The following is a 16,237-nucleotide window of genomic DNA, read 5'->3' as shown; positions in this document are numbered from 1 at the left end:
TCTATGAATGGAGAAACTCATGTCATCTAATCCCGTTGGTTCTGCCAACAAGGGTCCGTCACACCGAACGTTAAAAATCGTCGGCATTGGTGCAGTCATCGTATTACTGACCATCGTTGTCATAGGGGTCACGGCACGTGCCAGCACGGATAAACATCTCAATGAATGGACAAAAGAACAAGCCATCACTACCGTTAGCGTAATATCTCCCAGCAATACGGGGGAGTCGCGCAATCTTGATCTACCCGGCCGATTCGAAGCATTCGCGAATGCCCCGATCTATGCACGCGTCAGCGGTTATCTCAAAAGCTGGAATGTAGATATTGGCACGCCAGTAAAAGCGGGCCAACTACTTGGTGAGATCGAAACACCCGACCTCGACCAGCAACTGTTGCAAGCGAAAGCAGATCTGGCAAGCTACCAAGCAAATGTCGATCTAGCGGCCATCACGTCAAAACGCATCGAATCATTACTCGATTCTAACTCGGTATCACGTCAGGAATTCGATGATAAAGCGGGTGACCTAGCGACTAAAAAAGCATTGCTGCAATCTGCACAGGCCAACCTTGACCGTATTCAGGCAACCAAAGCTTTCACTCGTATCGTTGCGCCATTCGATGGTATCGTCACTGCTCGTACAACGGATATCGGCGCATTGATCAATGTTGGCAGCAGCAGTGGCCCTGCGTTGTTCGTTGTCTCAGACACCAAGAAGCTACGTTTGTATGTCAGCGTGCCGCAAAGCTATGCTGCGAGTATCAAGACTGGCAGCACAGCCAGTATTTCAGTGCCTGAGTACCCCGGCAAGAGCTTCAAGGCTATCGTTGCCTCATCTTCAAAGGCAGTCGATGCATCGTCAGGCACCACATTGATGCAACTTGCTGTAGACAATGCCGCCGGTGAATTATTGCCCGGTGGCTATGCAAAAGTGACATTTGACCTACCCTCTAATCAGGCTACGCTGAATATCCCATCCAGCGCATTGATCTTAGATAAATCAGGTCTACGCGTTGCAACCGTGGATGCCGACAACAAGGTGGCATTAAAATCGGTAGAGATTTCCCGTGATCTGGGCAAAGTCATCGAGTTAAGTTCTGGGGTCAATGCGGATGACCGCGTGATTGACAACCCGCCAGACGGAATCGTCGATGGTGAAGAAGTCCATATCAAAAAAGAAGATGTCAGCCCAGCGAAAGCAGGCTAATCAGATTAGTGTGAAGGGTGATCCCACCGATTAAGATAAACAGTCGGCGGCTCACCCATCACGCGAGTGAACATCGTGGTAAAGCTGCCCGTACTACTGTAGCCAAGTGAAAAGGCAATCTTGGTCACACTATGCCCTTCCACCAGCATCTCGACTGCACGAATCAGGCAAAGCTGCTGTCGCCACGCTGAGAAAGTCAGCGTCGTTTCTTTAAGGAAAAGCCGGGATAAGGTTCTCGGGCTTGCACCAGCATAGTTAGACCACGCTTCGATAGGTCGGTTATCACCGGGGTTCTCATGCAAGGCCGCGGTTATCTTCTTTAAACGCGGATCGCGACCCTCAGGCAAAAATAATGGTGCTTCGTTCTCAATGGCGATCTGGTCAACCAGCACCTCCATTAAGCGATATTCACGGCTTCGATCTTCGTAATCCCAGCCAATATCCACGGCGCTGATGACCAGCTCACGTAATAATGTAGAAAGTTTCAGCACACAACATCTGACGGGGAGTGATGCCAGTAAATCAGCGCGCACATAAGCAGTTCGTAACTGCGCGGCCTGTGTATAGGTAACGCTATGAGGAATATTGCTCGGCACCCAGAATGCACGCCCGGGTGGCGTTACCCAAGATCCCTCTTCAGTATCGATACGCATACTGCCGGAGATAACGAACATGAGCTGCCCACGCTTATGCGAGTGTGCGTTGACTGCGTGGCCTTTTGTATAGCTGACAGCCACGGCAACGACAGGCCGTTCCGATGTATCAGGGTTTACTGTCAGGCCATTAGCATTCGTAAAAACGCAATCAGGCATTGCAACAGTGATAGCAGAATTTTTCATATTCATACAGGCAAGTAATAACGACTGGTCAACGCTAATTAAACCAATCATTCGAAAGTGATTTTTTGCAAACCAACGCATGCATTCCAGAAAGCACTATAGCCCTATTTTATAGTGCAAATACTTGCTTTCCTATATTTCAACCTCCATATTAATACCATGATTCCTTTTTCCGTACTGGATTTATCACCCATCGTACAAGGTGCAACTGCGGCAGATGCTTTCCGCAATAGTTTGGATCTCGCACAACATGCCGAGCGTTGGCAATACAAACGTTACTGGCTTGCAGAGCACCATAATATGCCAGGCATCGCCAGTGCCGCTACCGCAGTAGTGATAGGCCATGTAGCCAATGGCACAAAGACGATACGTGTAGGCTCTGGTGGTGTGATGTTACCGAACCATGCACCTTTAGTGATAGCAGAACAGTTTGGCACGTTGGCATCTCTCTATCCAGACCGCATTGATCTTGGCCTTGGTCGTGCGCCCGGCACTGATATGAAGACCGCACGTGCGCTTAGGCGTAACCTTGCCAGTAGCGCAGACAACTTCCCGAATGATGTATCTGAGTTGCAACGCTACTTTTCGGCTGAAGAAGCAGAGGTCGAGAACCAATATCTTGAAGATGGCCGCCAAGTGCGGGCAGTTCCCGGTAGTGGGTTGAATGTACCAATATGGCTATTAGGTTCCAGTCTTTATAGCGCGCAATTAGCCGCCGAGATGGGCTTGCCTTTCGCATTTGCAGCACATTTTGCACCAGCCGCATTGATGCAAGCGCTGGATATGTACCGCTCACAATTCAGGCCATCCGAACACCTGCAAAAACCTTATGCGATGGTAACGACCAATGTGTTCGCCGCAGACACGACTACTGAAGCCCGCAAACTATTCACATCGCTCATACAGCAATTCATCAATTTGCGACGTGGCACTCCGACCAAACTTTTGCCGCCAGTAGATGATGTGAATAGCATCCTCGATGCCGGTGAACGCGTAGGCATCGAACACACGCTGAATTATTCTATCGTAGGGGATAAAGCCTCTGTGAAAGAGGGTTTGCAACGCATCATAGAAGAGACCGAAGCTGATGAGATCATGGTTGCAGCACAGATATTCGACCATACCGCGCGTTTACGCTCTTTTGAGATCGTTGCCGAACTCCATGAAGAGCTCCATCAAGAATTAGACAAAACCTCCGCTTAGGTTTTATTTATCAGTTTTTGCCCATAAATAAAGCCCGACTAAATCGGGCTTTTCTGCTTTGCAAAAACTATTTCACTTCTACGCCACCAGCATCTGGCTTTTTATTGTGGCTCTTACCTTTTTCAAGTTTCTTGGTGCTATCGCCATGTTTGCTCTTTGAATCAGTAGTGCCATCATTTTTAGGCATCACGTTCTCAGGCTGAGCTTCAAGATACTCTGGTTTAGCATTGGTATTAGGGGTACCCGGTTTGGTTGCAGACTGTACAGGCGCTTGCGGCGTTTCTTCTTTAGATGCCGCAGATGCCATATACGGGCTAGATAACAAACTTGATGCAAACAATACTGCTATCAATTTACGCATTTTCTTATCCTCCAGATATTAATAATGAGCATCCCGCATAGGAGATACCTTTTTATTCATTCACTAATACCGAGATGATATTAGCCAATAGCCCAGCTTATGACTTATCACTTATCCCGATCATCAGAAGATGGAGGATTCGACTGTAGGCGCTATCTGATAACGCCTAATGATTTTAACTAGGGAATATCATCGAGATGTTTATAGGGCGCGCGCTCTTCCAACTCATTGTTGTATACCGCCATCCCTCGCGACTCGCGTCTGACATATTCTTTAATAGCGGCCTCGAATTCAGTATGCGCGATTTTGTGATATGAGCGTGTCGCTCTAGGCAAAAAGCCGCGCGCTAGCTTGTGTTCACCTTGCGCACCTCCTTCAAAATAACGAATACCCTGCGCTATACAAAACGCTTGTGCTTGGTAATAACACAGCTCGAAATGTAATGCAGGCACATATTCCATCGCACCCCAATAGCGCCCATATAAAGCCTGTTCGTCATAAAAATTCAGCGCGGCTGCAATAGGTTTTCCTTCACGTTCGGCAAGAATCAATAAGATATTGTCTGGCATACGTTGCGCCAGTAACCGAAAGAACGCTCGATTCAGATATGGCGTGGATCGATGTTCACGGTAAGTATGCTCATAACACTGGAAGAAGAAATCCCAATCAGTTTCACTGGCCTCATTTCCTCTTAGCTGTTTACAAGTCACACCGGCATTGATGATCTTTTTACGTTCCTGCCTGATCTTCTTGCGCTTGTCGTGTGCAAGCCGACTGAGAAAATCTTCAAAATCCTTAAAGCTATCGTTCTCCCAGCGGAATTGCACGCCATCACGCAACAGCCATCCAGCAGATTGCAATGCATTAGACGAGGTATCATCGGTAAACAATACATGTGCAGATGAAAGATCGTGCTCTTGCATCTGCTGCTCTAGCACGCGTACTAATAACGTTTGAACTTCAGGGCGAGAGCCAAGTAAGCGTGCCCCAGTCACTGGCGTGAATGGGATAGCGACAAGCAACTTGGGGTAATAAGATAGCCCGCTGCGCTCGTATGCGTCGGCCCATGACCAGTCGAACACATACTCACCGTAGGAGTGACTTTTAAGATATAGCGGAGCCGCGCCTACCAATATGCCAGACTCTCGCACGACAATAGGATATGGCTGCCAACCTGTACCTTCACCGACACAATGCGATTCTTCCAATGTGCTGAGGAATACATGGCTTAATACTGGCGATCCATCGCTGATGGCATCCCATTCACCGGCATCGATCTGTGAAAAACTAGTGGCGATGGCTATCTCTAAACTCATGAGCCTAAACTATCTGAAATCATGCGCGAGTACAAATAAAAAACGGCAGCTCGTTTGCAAGCTGCCGTTCTTCAACATACTAATTAATTACTTTTCAGCGAATGCGCGCTCGATCACGTAGTCACCGATATCGCCAATACGTTCAGACACTTTAAGGCCTGCTGCATCCAAAATCTTGCAGGTATCTTCCAGCATGCCGGGGCTACCGCACAACATCGCACGATCAGTTTCAGGGTTCAGCGGAGGCAAACCGATATCAGCATATAACTTACCATTTGCCATCAAGTCAGTCAGGCGACCTTCATATTTGAATGGTTCACGCGTTACAGTCGGATAGTAAATTAGCTGCTTTTGCACTTGCTCACCAAAGAACTCGTTTTGTGGCAGTTCTTTAGTGATGAACTCTTCATAAGCCAGATCATTCACACGGCGCACACCGTGCACGAGAATCACTTTTTCAAAACGCTCATACGTCTCAGGATCTTGTATCAAACTGATGAATGGCGCCAAACCAGTACCAGTAGATAGCAGATAAAGATTCTTTCCAGGCTTCAAGTCAGATAAGAGCAAAGTCCCTGTAGGCTTACGGCTGACCAGAACCTCATCACCCACTTTTAGATGTTGCAGGCGTGAAGTCAATGGGCCGTTAGGCACTTTGATACTAAAGAACTCAAGATGTTCGGCATAGTTTGCACTGGCAATACTGTAAGCACGCATCAGTGGCTTGCCATTCACATCCAGGCCGATCATCACGAATTGGCCGTTCTCGAAACGTAACGCATCGTCGCGTGTAGTTGAGAAGGTGAACAAACTATCGTTCCAATGTTTTACCGATAAGACTTTCTCGGTGTAAAAAGAGGCCATATTTCAGCTTTCCAGAATATTGTGATTAATTAAGCGCCGCATTCAATTGCGGCAAAGCGTCGAACAGATCAGCAACCAAACCATAATCGGCGTACCTGAAAATAGGTGCATCAGGATCATGATTGATCGCCACGATCACTTTACTATCCTTGATACCGGCGATATGTTGCATCGCACCAGAGATGCCGACCGCGATATATAACTCAGGTGCAACGATCGTACCCGTCTGACCGACCTGTATATCGTTCGGTGCAAAACCGGCATCGACACAAGCACGCGTCGCTCCCAGCGCAGCGTTCAGTTTAAGCGCTACCGGGTCGAGCAATTCATTGAAGCGCTCACCAAGGCTACGCCCTCCAGAGATGACAACATGTGCTGATGCCAGTTCAGGACGATCAGATACATTTTTCTCTTCGCTCACCCAGCGGCTTTGTGTGTTTGCAACTGGTGCATCAAGACTCGTAATTTCTGCACTGCCTCCATTGGCAGCCACATCAAATGATGTCGCACGCACTGTCAGCACTTGCAGCGCATCAGCACTTTCAACGGTTGCGAATACATTGCCCGCATAGATAGGGCGCACATAAGTTGCTGGTGCGGTAATAGAGATCACATCCGAGATCATCGCGACATCTAATACCGCAGCTGCACGTGGCAACACACTCTTACTAAAAGCAGTATGCGCAGCCAGTATGACTTTATATTCTTTACCGATTGCGGTGATCACATTAGCCACATCCTCAGCCAATGGATGGGCGAATTGTGCCCCATCAACCTTGATCACACGTGCGACATTACTGATGCTTGCAGCTTCTTGTGCAATCGCATCGATGGCATTGCCAGTCACCACGATGTGGATTGGTAATTGCCATGCCGTAGCAGCCGTTACTGCCTGGCGGGTAGATTGTTTTAGGTGTTTGCCGTCATGCTCGGCCAGAATCAATACACTCATGCGATTACCTTTTCACTACGTAATTTTTCTACCAACTCAGCTACGTTACCAACGATCACGCCAGCCTTACGCACTGGTGGCTCCGCTACTTTAGCCAGTTTAAGTCTCGGGCTAAAATCAGCAGCCAAATCAGTAGCGGCCAATGTATCGATAGGTTTCTTTTTTGCCATCATCAGGTTAGGCAATTTGATGAACCTTGGCTCATTCAAACGTAAATCAGCTGTGATGACAGCAGGCAATTTCAAGACAACCGTCTCACTACCACCATCTACTTCACGCGCGACTTCCACTTCAGCATCCTTGATTGTCACTGCAGAAGCAAATGTACCCTGCCCAACGCCAAGCAAGGCTGCGAGCATTTGGCCTGTTTGGCCTGCATCATCATCAATCGCCTGCTTACCAAGAATGATCAAACTAGGTGCTTCTTTATCGACAACAGCTTTCAGCAGTTTAGCAACGCCCAGCGGTTGCATCACAACATCTGTTTGAATCAATACAGCACGGTCCGCACCCATGGCCAATGCATGGCGCAAAGTATCTTTGCTGCTTTCACCGCCAATAGAGACTGCTACGATCTCAGTCGCAACGCCGCGCTCTTTCAGGCGAACGGCTTCTTCGACTGCGATCTCATCAAATGGGTTGATGCCCATCTTGACGCCGGCAATATCGACATCCGAACCATCCTGCTTGATGCGTGGTGCTATGTTGTAATCCAACACATGCTTAACTGCCACCAAAACCTTCATTAATCAACTCCCAAACTTAATTGCCGTGTATTTTAATCGGCGGTAGAATATCTATTAAATTAATTATTCAAATAACATATATCTGCATAGTAGATATAAAGCCTATCTCATGAGGCCCCTCGCATGCGGCACACCCTAAGACAACTTGAAGTATTTGTTGCCATCGCGCGGCAAGAAAATGTCTCGCGCGCGGCAGAGGCGTTGTCGCTCTCTCAATCGGCTGCCAGCACCGCCCTTGCTGAACTCGAAAAACAGTTCGACTGCAAACTGTTCGACCGCATGGGCAAGATACTCAAATTAAACGACTTGGGTCGTAGCCTGTTACCCGTAGCAGCTGCTTTGCTGGACCAGGCAACAGAAGTCGAGAATATGCTGCAAGGCAATGCCACTCTAGGCTCTCTAAAAGTAGGCGCAACTCTCACGGTGGGCAACTATATCGCCACACTCCTGATCGGTTCTTTCATGAAAGCGCATCAGCAATGCCAAATTCAACTACATGTGCAAAATACCAACGCGATTTTACAACAAATCGCCAACTATGACCTAGATTTAGGCTTAATTGAGGGTAATTGTCAGCATCCTGATATCACAGCGGAACCGTGGATGGATGATGAATTAGTGGTTTTTTGTGCTCCAGACCATCCATTAGCGAACCAGAAGACCATTACATTAAATGATCTGCTTACTGAAACATGGATACTGCGCGAGGTTGGCTCCGGCACACGTGAGACATTCGACCACGCATTGCGGCATCATCAACACCAGCTGAATATCAGGCTGGTACTTGAACATACCGAAGCCATTAAACGTGCGGTAGAATCTGGTCTTGGCATCGGCTGCATCTCCCGTCTGACCTTGCGCGATGATTTCAAGCGGGGCAGCCTGATACCGCTAGTGACACCCATGCTTGATTTACGCCGTCAGTTCATGTTTGTTTGGCATAAAAAGAAATACCAGACAGCCAGCATGCGAGCGTTTCTGGACTACTGCAAGACGATGACAGCAGATGTGCACCACACTAATGAGATCAATATCACCTGAGTGTTGAGATCAGGTAAAAAAATATTAAAGCGCACTATTAAATAAGACGATAAAGAAACGACCATGCAACGTGATGTGATGAATTATGACGTACTGATTGTCGGCGCTGGCCCAGCGGGGTTATCTGCTGCGATCAAGCTGAAGCAGCTCGCCCTTGAAGCAGGTAAGGAGATCAGTATCTGCATCCTTGAAAAAGGCAGCGAAGTTGGCGCGCATATATTATCTGGTGCAGTGATCGACCCCATCGCTTTAAATGAACTGATACCCGACTGGAAATCGTTAGGCGCGCCACTCAGCAATCAAGTGACAGAAGATCATTTTCTTGTACTTGGAGAAAAAAAGAGCTGGCATATCCCTGAATTCCTGATGCCGCCGCTCATGAGCAATCAAGGCAATTACATCATCAGCCTTGGCAATCTATGCCGCTGGTTAGGTGAGCAAGCTGAAGCATTAGGGGTAGAGATATACCCGGGGTTTAGCGGTTTTGACCTTTTATACGATGACAATGGCGCGGTTAAAGGCATTGTCACTGGCGATATGGGCTTAGCACGTGACGGCAGCGAAAAATCCGGCTTTGCCTTAGGCATGGAGCTCCATGCCAATTACACATTGATCGCTGAAGGCACACGCGGCTCACTGACCCGCAAACTTGAAAGCCGGTTTGATCTACGTGCAAATGCAGAACCACAGAAATATGGCCTTGGTTTTAAAGAGCTTTGGCAAGTCTCGCCAGAGCATCATAAAACTGGTCGCATCATACATTCTCAAGGCTGGCCTTTGGATGCAACAACAGGTGGCGGTTCATTCATCTACCATCTGGAAGACAATGTCGTTGCGGTCGGTTTTGTCGTACACCTCAATTATGAAAATCCTTACCTCAGTCCATTTGAAGAGTTTCAGCGCTTCAAGACGCATCCCAAGATCGCGCCTATGCTCGAAAATGCGAAACGCCTTTCTTATGGTGCACGCACGATCAACGAAGGCGGACTGCAATCACTGCCCAAACTGACATTCCCCGGCGGGGTATTGATCGGTTGCTCTGCCGGACTTGTCAATGTACCGCGCATCAAGGGCAGCCATAATGCGATGAAATCCGGCATGCTGGCAGCGGAATCCGTATTCGAGGCCATCTCAGCCAATCGATCTCATGATGAACTGGTGAGCTACCCTGAAAAACTGCGCGCGTCGTGGATCTGGCAAGATTTAGATAAAGTACGCAATGTAAAACCTGCACTCTCGAAATTCGGCAATATATTCGGTAGCGTATATGGCGGCTTTGAAATGTGGCTGGGCAGTCTGGGCTTGCGTACACCGTGGACGATCAAACATGGCAAAGCAGATAATGAATCACTGAAGCCCATCACCTCAGTCGAGAAAATCGCATACCCCAAGCCAGACAACAAGATTACCTTTGATCGCCTATCTTCTATCTATCTTTCAAACGTACAGCATGAAGAAGATCAACCTTGCCATTTGCGTTTGAAAGATGGCAGCGTGCCGGTCAGGATCAACTTGGCCTTATATGATGCTCCGGAACAACGTTATTGCCCGGCAGGGGTTTATGAGATTATTGGTGCTGCGGGAGAGGAGCATTTGCAGATCAATGCGCCCAATTGCATCCATTGCAAAGCTTGTGATATCAAAGACCCAACACAGAATATTGTATGGCAGCCACCTGAAGGCGGCGGTGGACCGAATTACATCAATATGTGATTGTTAGAAGAATGGCAAAAAAACGAATTTAAGGACGTTTTTTGCTGGCAGGGGCGGACTTCTCTACTGTCTCATTGGGTTTTGGTGCAGGCTCAAGATCTTCCAGTACTTTTCGCTCAGCATCGTTACGCTGACGTTCTAGAATCCTCACTTGCAAAGCCTCAAGCTCATCCAATGTGATCACGCCATCATCGTTGGTATCGATAGAATCAAAATGACGGGCGATCTGCGGCATATAAAGTGCCGCCTCATCACGCGATATCGATTTGCTATTATCGATATCGGCCTGCTGAAAACGTTTCTGCAACCGCTGATGCATGACGCGCCGACGTTCTTCGATCTGCACATGCGCGGGGTCTACTGTACGTGAGTATTCATTGATGTCATTACGCAGCTTGATGCTCTCCTCAATACTAATGAGAGACTTCAATGGTTTGCCTGAAGAGGATGATTGAGCGCCCGCCGCATCCACAGGCTTAGCTACAGAAACATCATCAGGTGCCGCCAACAGAGGTGCGTTGAATGCCAAAAGCGTACAGACCGTCAGGAATGTACGCTGCTGAAAAGAGGTAGAAAATGCCCCTCTCTTCAATGTCATGACCTTCATTTTTGCTGCTTGCATAAATGATTATGATACTGTTAGCAAGCTAAGGTCTTTTATACGTCGCGCCCTATACTTACCAACTAAATCCATAGTGTGGGAGGCGCAATGATGACGCATGAATGTAAATCGAATGTTTCATAAAAATACGTGTTTGTAATAAATTGTAACGAAATAATATATAGTTCCATTACAGGAATCTAACCGTATAATGTATATGGAATAATTTGTGAGAATTAGTTACTCTTTGTAAACATTTAACTTTTAATCTCTCGGCACTTAAATCTAAGCACTTAGAATAAAGAACGATATGCAAGAACCAGCAAAAAAAATATTAATGGTAGATGATGATCTCAGAATGCGCGAATTGCTGCAGCGCTACCTTGGAGAGCAGGGCTTTAACGTCCGTACTGCATCAGACTCCGCTGAAATGAACACCGCTTTGGCGCAAGAACACGTTGACCTTTTAGTGTTGGATTTGATGCTGCCAGGAGAAGATGGTCTAGCCATCTGTCGCAGGTTACGCGCAGCAGGCAATGCGATGCCTATCATCATGCTGACTGCGCGCGGCGATGAAGTCGATAGAATCATCGGGCTCGAGATGGGCGCGGATGATTACCTGCCAAAACCATTCAACCCACGCGAACTCTTGGCGAGAATCAACGCGATCATGCGCCGCCAGGAACGTGTTGTGCCAGGTTCGCCTTCACGTGAAGAAGAGATCATCACATTTGGTGATCTAGTATTTGATTTATCGACCCGCACCCTGACCAAGAATGGTGAAAGCATTACGATCACCAGCGGCGAATATGCGCTATTAAAAGTATTCGTAGATCATCCGCGCCAGCCTTTATCACGCGACAGGCTCATGCAGCTTGCCCGTGGGCGCGAGCTGGATGTGTTTGACCGCAGTATTGATGTGCAGGTATCGCGCTTGAGACGCCTCATTGAGGCTGATCCGGCACATCCACGCTACCTGCAAACGATGTGGGGGTTCGGCTATGTATTTATTCCTGATGGCGAAAGCGTCAAGAACTAGATACGGTGGCGACCGACCACAACACTTCACCCCGTAAAGCGAGCTAGTAGTGAGATTGTTTCCCCGCACATTGCTAGCAAGGGCAATGGTTCTGATTGCCATTCTGATGGCTATCGGCCAATTCGCTGCGCTCCGCATATTCGAGTATTTCGAACGTGAACCCCGCGCTGTTGCCGCAGCCGTTCAAGCCATCACCGTCGTCAATTACACCAAAGCAGCACTCTTAGCATCTCACGCCGACCGCCGTATGGCGCTGTTGACTGAGCTATCAGGCACGGAAGGCGTGCGCATTTACAGCGCAGACCTACTCGAAGAGATAGAACCGCTCCCCAAAGACCCGTTCATTAGGCTAGTCGTCGAAAAAGTGCACAATCGTTTGGGCAAAGAAACAATCGTAACGGTCAACCACTTCGGCATACCGGGCCTATGGGTCAGTTTTAGCATTGGGCAAGATGACTTTTGGGTCGTCATCCCACGCGTCCAAGCGGAGCGTGCAGTGCCGTGGCAGTGGCTGGGCTGGGGCGCATTGGTCATTTCACTGGCACTACTGGGCGCATTCCTGATTGCAGAGCGTATTAACCGGCCATTAAGCTTGCTAGTCAAGGCTGCAAACCGCTTACGTCAAGGCGAACACCCCCCGAGGTTGGTAGAAGAAGGTCTGGATGAGTTACGCGAGGTGAGCCACGCATTCAATGAGATGTCTGAAGCCTTGGCACGACTAGATGCTGAACGCACACTACTGCTAGCAGGCATCTCACACGATATACGCACACCACTCGCCCGCTTGAGGCTATCTGTCGAGATGTTGCCGGATGAAGAAAGCGGCAGCCTGAAAGCAGGCATGGTGCAAGATATCAGCGATATGGATAACATCATCCACCAGTTCCTGGATTTTGTACGTGGCATAGAAGGTGAGCCAACACAGATGATCGATATCAACTCGCTACTTAAATCGATCTATGACCGCCATATCCGCGCGGGCCGTAACCTTGTGCTCAAACTCTCCCCTACCCATCTTGTTCCATTGCGCCCATTGGCGATTCAGCGACTGCTGAATAACCTGATCGATAACGCTTTTGCCTATAGCCGTAATGAAGTCACGGTGACGACGGTCATCACGGCAGGTTCGATCATATTAAGCGTATTGGATAAAGGCCCGGGAATTCCAGCCGCACAAATGGCCAGGCTTTTGCGGCCTTTTGAAAGAATGGATACCGCGCGTGGTAATGAAGGTGGCAGCGGACTTGGTTTGGCAATCGCAAGCCGCATCGCAAAACTGCACAAAGGTGAGCTTACCTTGCTCAACCGCCCTGAAGGCGGCCTTGAGGCAAGACTCACCCTGCCTATCCATATGGTTAACTAATCGATGAGTCTTTAAGCTGGGGTTAGTTGGATTTATCAGGATCGAACCACGCCAGCTTTTCACGCAGTTTCACGACCTCACCGACAATCGTTAAACAAGGTGGCTTCATTTCCGCTTGACCGACTTTTTCAGCCAAAGTCGCCAAATCAGCCACGACCACACGCTGCTTGGATGTCGTACCTTGTTGCACCACCGCCGCAGGCATGTCGGGCGATAATCCATGCGCGATGAGTTGCTGGCATATCTGTTCAATACCTACCAACCCCATATAAATAACAACCGTCTGTTTAGGGCGCACCAAGGCTGGCCAATCAAGATCAACCGTACCGTCTTTTAAGTGTCCCGTGGTAAATATGCATGATTGTGCATAATCACGATGCGTGAGCGGGATGCCCGCATAGCTCGAAACACCTGTCGCCGCGGTAATACCGGGGACAACTTGAAATGGAACGCCGTGCTCCATCAGGGTTTCTATCTCTTCACCACCACGGCCAAAAATGAAAGGGTCGCCACCTTTTAGCCGCAACACACGTTTGCCTTCTTTCGCCAGCCTGAGCAGCAGTTGGTTGATTTCATCTTGCGGCAAGGTATGCTGATCACGTGCCTTGCCGACATAGATCATCTCGGCATCGCGTCGCACGAGATTCAACACTTCTTTACTGACCAATTTATCGTAAATCGCAACATCCGCCTGCTGCATCAGTCGCAGCGCACGAAAAGTTAGCAGATCAGGATCACCCGGGCCGCCCCCGACGAGATACACCTCGCCTTTGTTCTGCATTGGCGACTCATGCTCAAGCAGTTTTTCCAATGCCAATCTGGCAGCAGGCTCCTGTCCGGAAAGCACTTGTTCAGCGATCGGCCCTTGCAGGACATCTTCCCAAAAGATACGGCGTTGCTGCGTAGTTAAAAAACGTTGCTTTACCCGGTCACGGAAGTCTGCAGCCAGTGCTGCCAAGCGCCCATAAGTCGAGGGAATCATTGTTTCGATTCTGGTACGTATCAACCGCGCCAAAACAGGCGATGCATTGCTACTCGAAATCGCGATCACAATAGGTGAGCGATCAACAATGGCTGCCGTGGTGAAAGTACAAAGTGCCGGAGCATCGACGACATTCACCGGGATATTGCGCGCTTTAGCGGCTACAGATACAGCAATATTGGTTGCCTCATCATCAGTCGCAGCAATCACGATCACAGCGCCATCTAAGTGCTCCGGCGAGAATAATGCTGGAATATGCGAGAGCTTCTGCTGGCTCTCCAACTCTGCAAGTTCAGCACACAATTCAGGGCTCACTATATCAACCGCAGCTTCAGCTTTTAACAACATGGTGACTTTGCGCGTAGCCACATCCCCGCCGCCGACGACGACACAACGGCGACCTTGTAAACTCATGAAGATTGGGAGTGCATGCATGGGCATCATTTTACCCTTGATTTACAGCTTTATAGATAACGACAATCACACCATTGGGTTTGCAATGAAGAAGTGATGATTTGAGATTTTAATGGTGTCGTTTTGATTTCAAAGTGGAATACGCTACAATTCACCCTTAGCATACTGTTTTTTTAAGATATTTTGCACCCTTCATACACTTTACCAAACACACAAACTGCCGTTTTTCTTACGCCATGAGTTCGCAAGAGAAACAAAACGCAAAGCAAAACGCGCCGAAAAAAGTCTTTATTAAAACTTTCGGCTGCCAGATGAATGAATATGATTCGTCACGCATGGCAGACATGTTGCATGCTACCGAAGGCATGGAAGCAACAGAAAACCCGGAAGATGCAGATGTCATTCTGCTCAATACCTGCTCTGTGCGTGAAAAAGCGCAAGACAAGGTATTCAGCCATCTGGGCCGTTTCATCCCACTAAAAGAAAAGAACCCGAATCTTGTGATCGGCGTGGGAGGTTGCGTCGCCAGCCAAGAAGGCGCGAATATCGTCGCGCGTGCGCCTTATGTAGACGTGGTATTTGGCCCGCAAACACTGCACCGCTTGCCAGATATGATCAAAAGCAAGCAACGCACAGGTGTATCGCAAGTCGATATCAGTTTCCCTGAAGTTGAGAAGTTCGATCACTTACCACCACCGCGTGTGGAAGGTGCCGCCGCATTCTTATCGATTATGGAAGGCTGCAGTAAATATTGCACGTTCTGCGTTGTACCATATACGCGTGGAGATGAAGTTTCCCGCCCATTTGATGACATCCTCACAGAAGCCATACAACTGGTTACGCAAGGCGTGAAAGAGATTACGCTACTAGGTCAGAACGTGAACGCTTATCGTAGCGAGACATCGACTGGCGAGAACGCAGACCTTGCATTGCTGATCGAGTATATCGCAGAGATTCCAGAAGTAGAGCGCATCCGCTTTACGACTTCACATCCGAATGAGATGAGCGCAGCGCTGATCGATTGTTTTGCGCGCATCCCCAAGCTGGTTTCCCACTTGCACTTACCTGTGCAGGCTGGTTCTGATCGGGTACTGATGGCGATGAAGCGGAACTATACAGTGCTGCAATATAAATCGACGATCCGTAAACTTCGCGCGATCAGGCCGGATATGTCGATCACGTCGGACTTTATCGTCGGCTTTCCCGGTGAGACAGATGCCGACTTTGAAGCCACCATGAAGCTGGTAAATGATATCGGCTTCGACTTGAGCTATAGCTTTCTTTATAGCCCACGCCCCGGCACGCCCGCTTCATATTTGAATGACGACACGCCTGAAGATACCAAAGCTGCACGTCTGGCACGATTGCAGGCAGTGAATGATGCGCAGGTAAAAGCGATCAGCGAAGCAATGGTGGGCTCCATGCAACGTGTACTAGTACAACATGTATCACGCAAAGACGAAGCCGAGCTAGCAGGCAGGACAGAGAATAACCGCATCGTGTATTTCGCTGGCAGCCATGACCTGATTGGTCAATTCATCGATGTATCTATAACCGAAGCTCGCAGCCATAGTCTGCGCGGCGAATTGGTCAATTAGC

15 protein-coding genes are annotated in these 16,237 nt (G+C 48.6%); 7 read left to right on the top strand and 8 right to left on the bottom strand.

Annotated elements, in window-relative coordinates:
• Positions 1-19 precede the first annotated feature (19 nt).
• Positions 20-1,204 carry an efflux RND transporter periplasmic adaptor subunit gene (locus A7981_RS02865; protein WP_067263747.1) on the top strand — a complete coding sequence of 395 codons (1,185 nt, stop codon included), beginning with the start codon at positions 20-22 and terminating at the stop codon, positions 1,202-1,204.
• Between the two features lie 5 nt (positions 1,205-1,209).
• Here the strand turns inward: A7981_RS02865 and A7981_RS02860 are convergent, their stop codons facing one another.
• Positions 1,210-2,043 (bottom strand): helix-turn-helix domain-containing protein, encoded by an 834-nt coding sequence (locus A7981_RS02860; protein ID WP_067266420.1) that lies wholly within the window; start codon positions 2,041-2,043, stop codon positions 1,210-1,212.
• Positions 2,044-2,202: 159 nt separating this feature from the next.
• On the opposite strand from A7981_RS02860, the gene A7981_RS02855 reads away from it, so the two are divergent.
• Positions 2,203-3,246 (top strand): LLM class flavin-dependent oxidoreductase, encoded by a 1,044-nt coding sequence (locus A7981_RS02855; protein WP_067263744.1) that lies wholly within the window; start codon positions 2,203-2,205, stop codon positions 3,244-3,246.
• A 67-nt stretch (positions 3,247-3,313) separates the two neighbouring features.
• Here the strand turns inward: A7981_RS02855 and A7981_RS02850 are convergent, their stop codons facing one another.
• The 5 genes from A7981_RS02850 to A7981_RS02830 all read right to left on the bottom strand — a co-directional run bounded on the left by A7981_RS02850 (position 3,314) and on the right by A7981_RS02830 (position 7,485).
• The gene (locus tag A7981_RS02850) at positions 3,314-3,607 is read right to left on the bottom strand and encodes a hypothetical protein (RefSeq protein WP_067263741.1); all 294 of its coding nucleotides are present in this window, start codon (positions 3,605-3,607) and stop codon (positions 3,314-3,316) included.
• 179 nt (positions 3,608-3,786) lie between these two features.
• Positions 3,787-4,923: a GNAT family N-acetyltransferase gene (locus A7981_RS02845; protein ID WP_067263740.1), complete on the bottom strand. Its 1,137-nt coding sequence runs from the start codon at positions 4,921-4,923 to the stop codon at positions 3,787-3,789.
• 87 nt (positions 4,924-5,010) lie between these two features.
• The gene (locus A7981_RS02840) at positions 5,011-5,787 is read right to left on the bottom strand and encodes a ferredoxin--NADP reductase (RefSeq protein ID WP_067263738.1); all 777 of its coding nucleotides are present in this window, start codon (positions 5,785-5,787) and stop codon (positions 5,011-5,013) included.
• A gap of 25 nt (positions 5,788-5,812) precedes the next feature.
• Positions 5,813-6,739: an electron transfer flavoprotein subunit alpha/FixB family protein gene (locus tag A7981_RS02835; protein WP_067263735.1), complete on the bottom strand. Its 927-nt coding sequence runs from the start codon at positions 6,737-6,739 to the stop codon at positions 5,813-5,815.
• The gene (locus A7981_RS02830; protein ID WP_067263732.1) at positions 6,736-7,485 is read right to left on the bottom strand and encodes an electron transfer flavoprotein subunit beta/FixA family protein; all 750 of its coding nucleotides are present in this window, start codon (positions 7,483-7,485) and stop codon (positions 6,736-6,738) included. The genes A7981_RS02835 and A7981_RS02830 overlap by 4 nt, the downstream gene beginning before the upstream one ends.
• 123 nt (positions 7,486-7,608) lie before the next feature.
• Here A7981_RS02830 and A7981_RS02825 point away from each other — a divergent pair, with 123 nt between their 5' ends.
• Entirely contained in the window at positions 7,609-8,526 is a 918-nt protein-coding gene (locus A7981_RS02825; RefSeq protein WP_067263730.1) for a LysR family transcriptional regulator, read from the top strand.
• A 63-nt stretch (positions 8,527-8,589) separates the two neighbouring features.
• Positions 8,590-10,239, top strand: a complete 1,650-nt coding sequence (locus tag A7981_RS02820) for an electron transfer flavoprotein-ubiquinone oxidoreductase (protein WP_067263727.1) — start codon at positions 8,590-8,592, stop codon at positions 10,237-10,239.
• Positions 10,240-10,267: 28 nt separating this feature from the next.
• Here the strand turns inward: A7981_RS02820 and A7981_RS02815 are convergent, their stop codons facing one another.
• Entirely contained in the window at positions 10,268-10,861 is a 594-nt protein-coding gene (locus A7981_RS02815; RefSeq protein WP_067263725.1) for an EF-hand domain-containing protein, read from the bottom strand.
• A gap of 289 nt (positions 10,862-11,150) precedes the next feature.
• Here A7981_RS02815 and ompR point away from each other — a divergent pair, with 289 nt between their 5' ends.
• Positions 11,151-11,879, top strand: a complete 729-nt coding sequence (gene ompR / locus A7981_RS02810) for a two-component system response regulator OmpR (protein WP_067263724.1) — start codon at positions 11,151-11,153, stop codon at positions 11,877-11,879.
• Between the two features lie 85 nt (positions 11,880-11,964).
• Positions 11,965-13,242, top strand: a complete 1,278-nt coding sequence (locus A7981_RS02805) for a sensor histidine kinase (protein ID WP_067263720.1) — start codon at positions 11,965-11,967, stop codon at positions 13,240-13,242.
• Between the two features lie 22 nt (positions 13,243-13,264).
• Here A7981_RS02805 and cysG read toward each other — a convergent pair whose 3' ends face one another.
• Positions 13,265-14,659 carry a siroheme synthase CysG gene (gene cysG / locus A7981_RS02800; RefSeq protein ID WP_067266415.1) on the bottom strand — a complete coding sequence of 465 codons (1,395 nt, stop codon included), beginning with the start codon at positions 14,657-14,659 and terminating at the stop codon, positions 13,265-13,267.
• Positions 14,660-14,874: 215 nt separating this feature from the next.
• On the opposite strand from cysG, the gene miaB reads away from it, so the two are divergent.
• On the top strand, positions 14,875-16,236 hold the full coding sequence (miaB, locus tag A7981_RS02795; protein ID WP_067263716.1) for a tRNA (N6-isopentenyl adenosine(37)-C2)-methylthiotransferase MiaB: 1,362 nt from the start codon (positions 14,875-14,877) through the stop codon (positions 16,234-16,236).
• The last annotated feature ends 1 nt before the right edge of the window (position 16,237 follow it).

The sequence above is a fragment of the Methylovorus sp. MM2 genome, from assembly GCF_001648895.1.
Taxonomy (GTDB): Bacteria; Pseudomonadota; Gammaproteobacteria; order Burkholderiales; family Methylophilaceae; genus MM1.
Note: the sequence above shows the minus strand (reverse complement) of the source record. Positions and strands in the feature narration are given on the sequence as shown.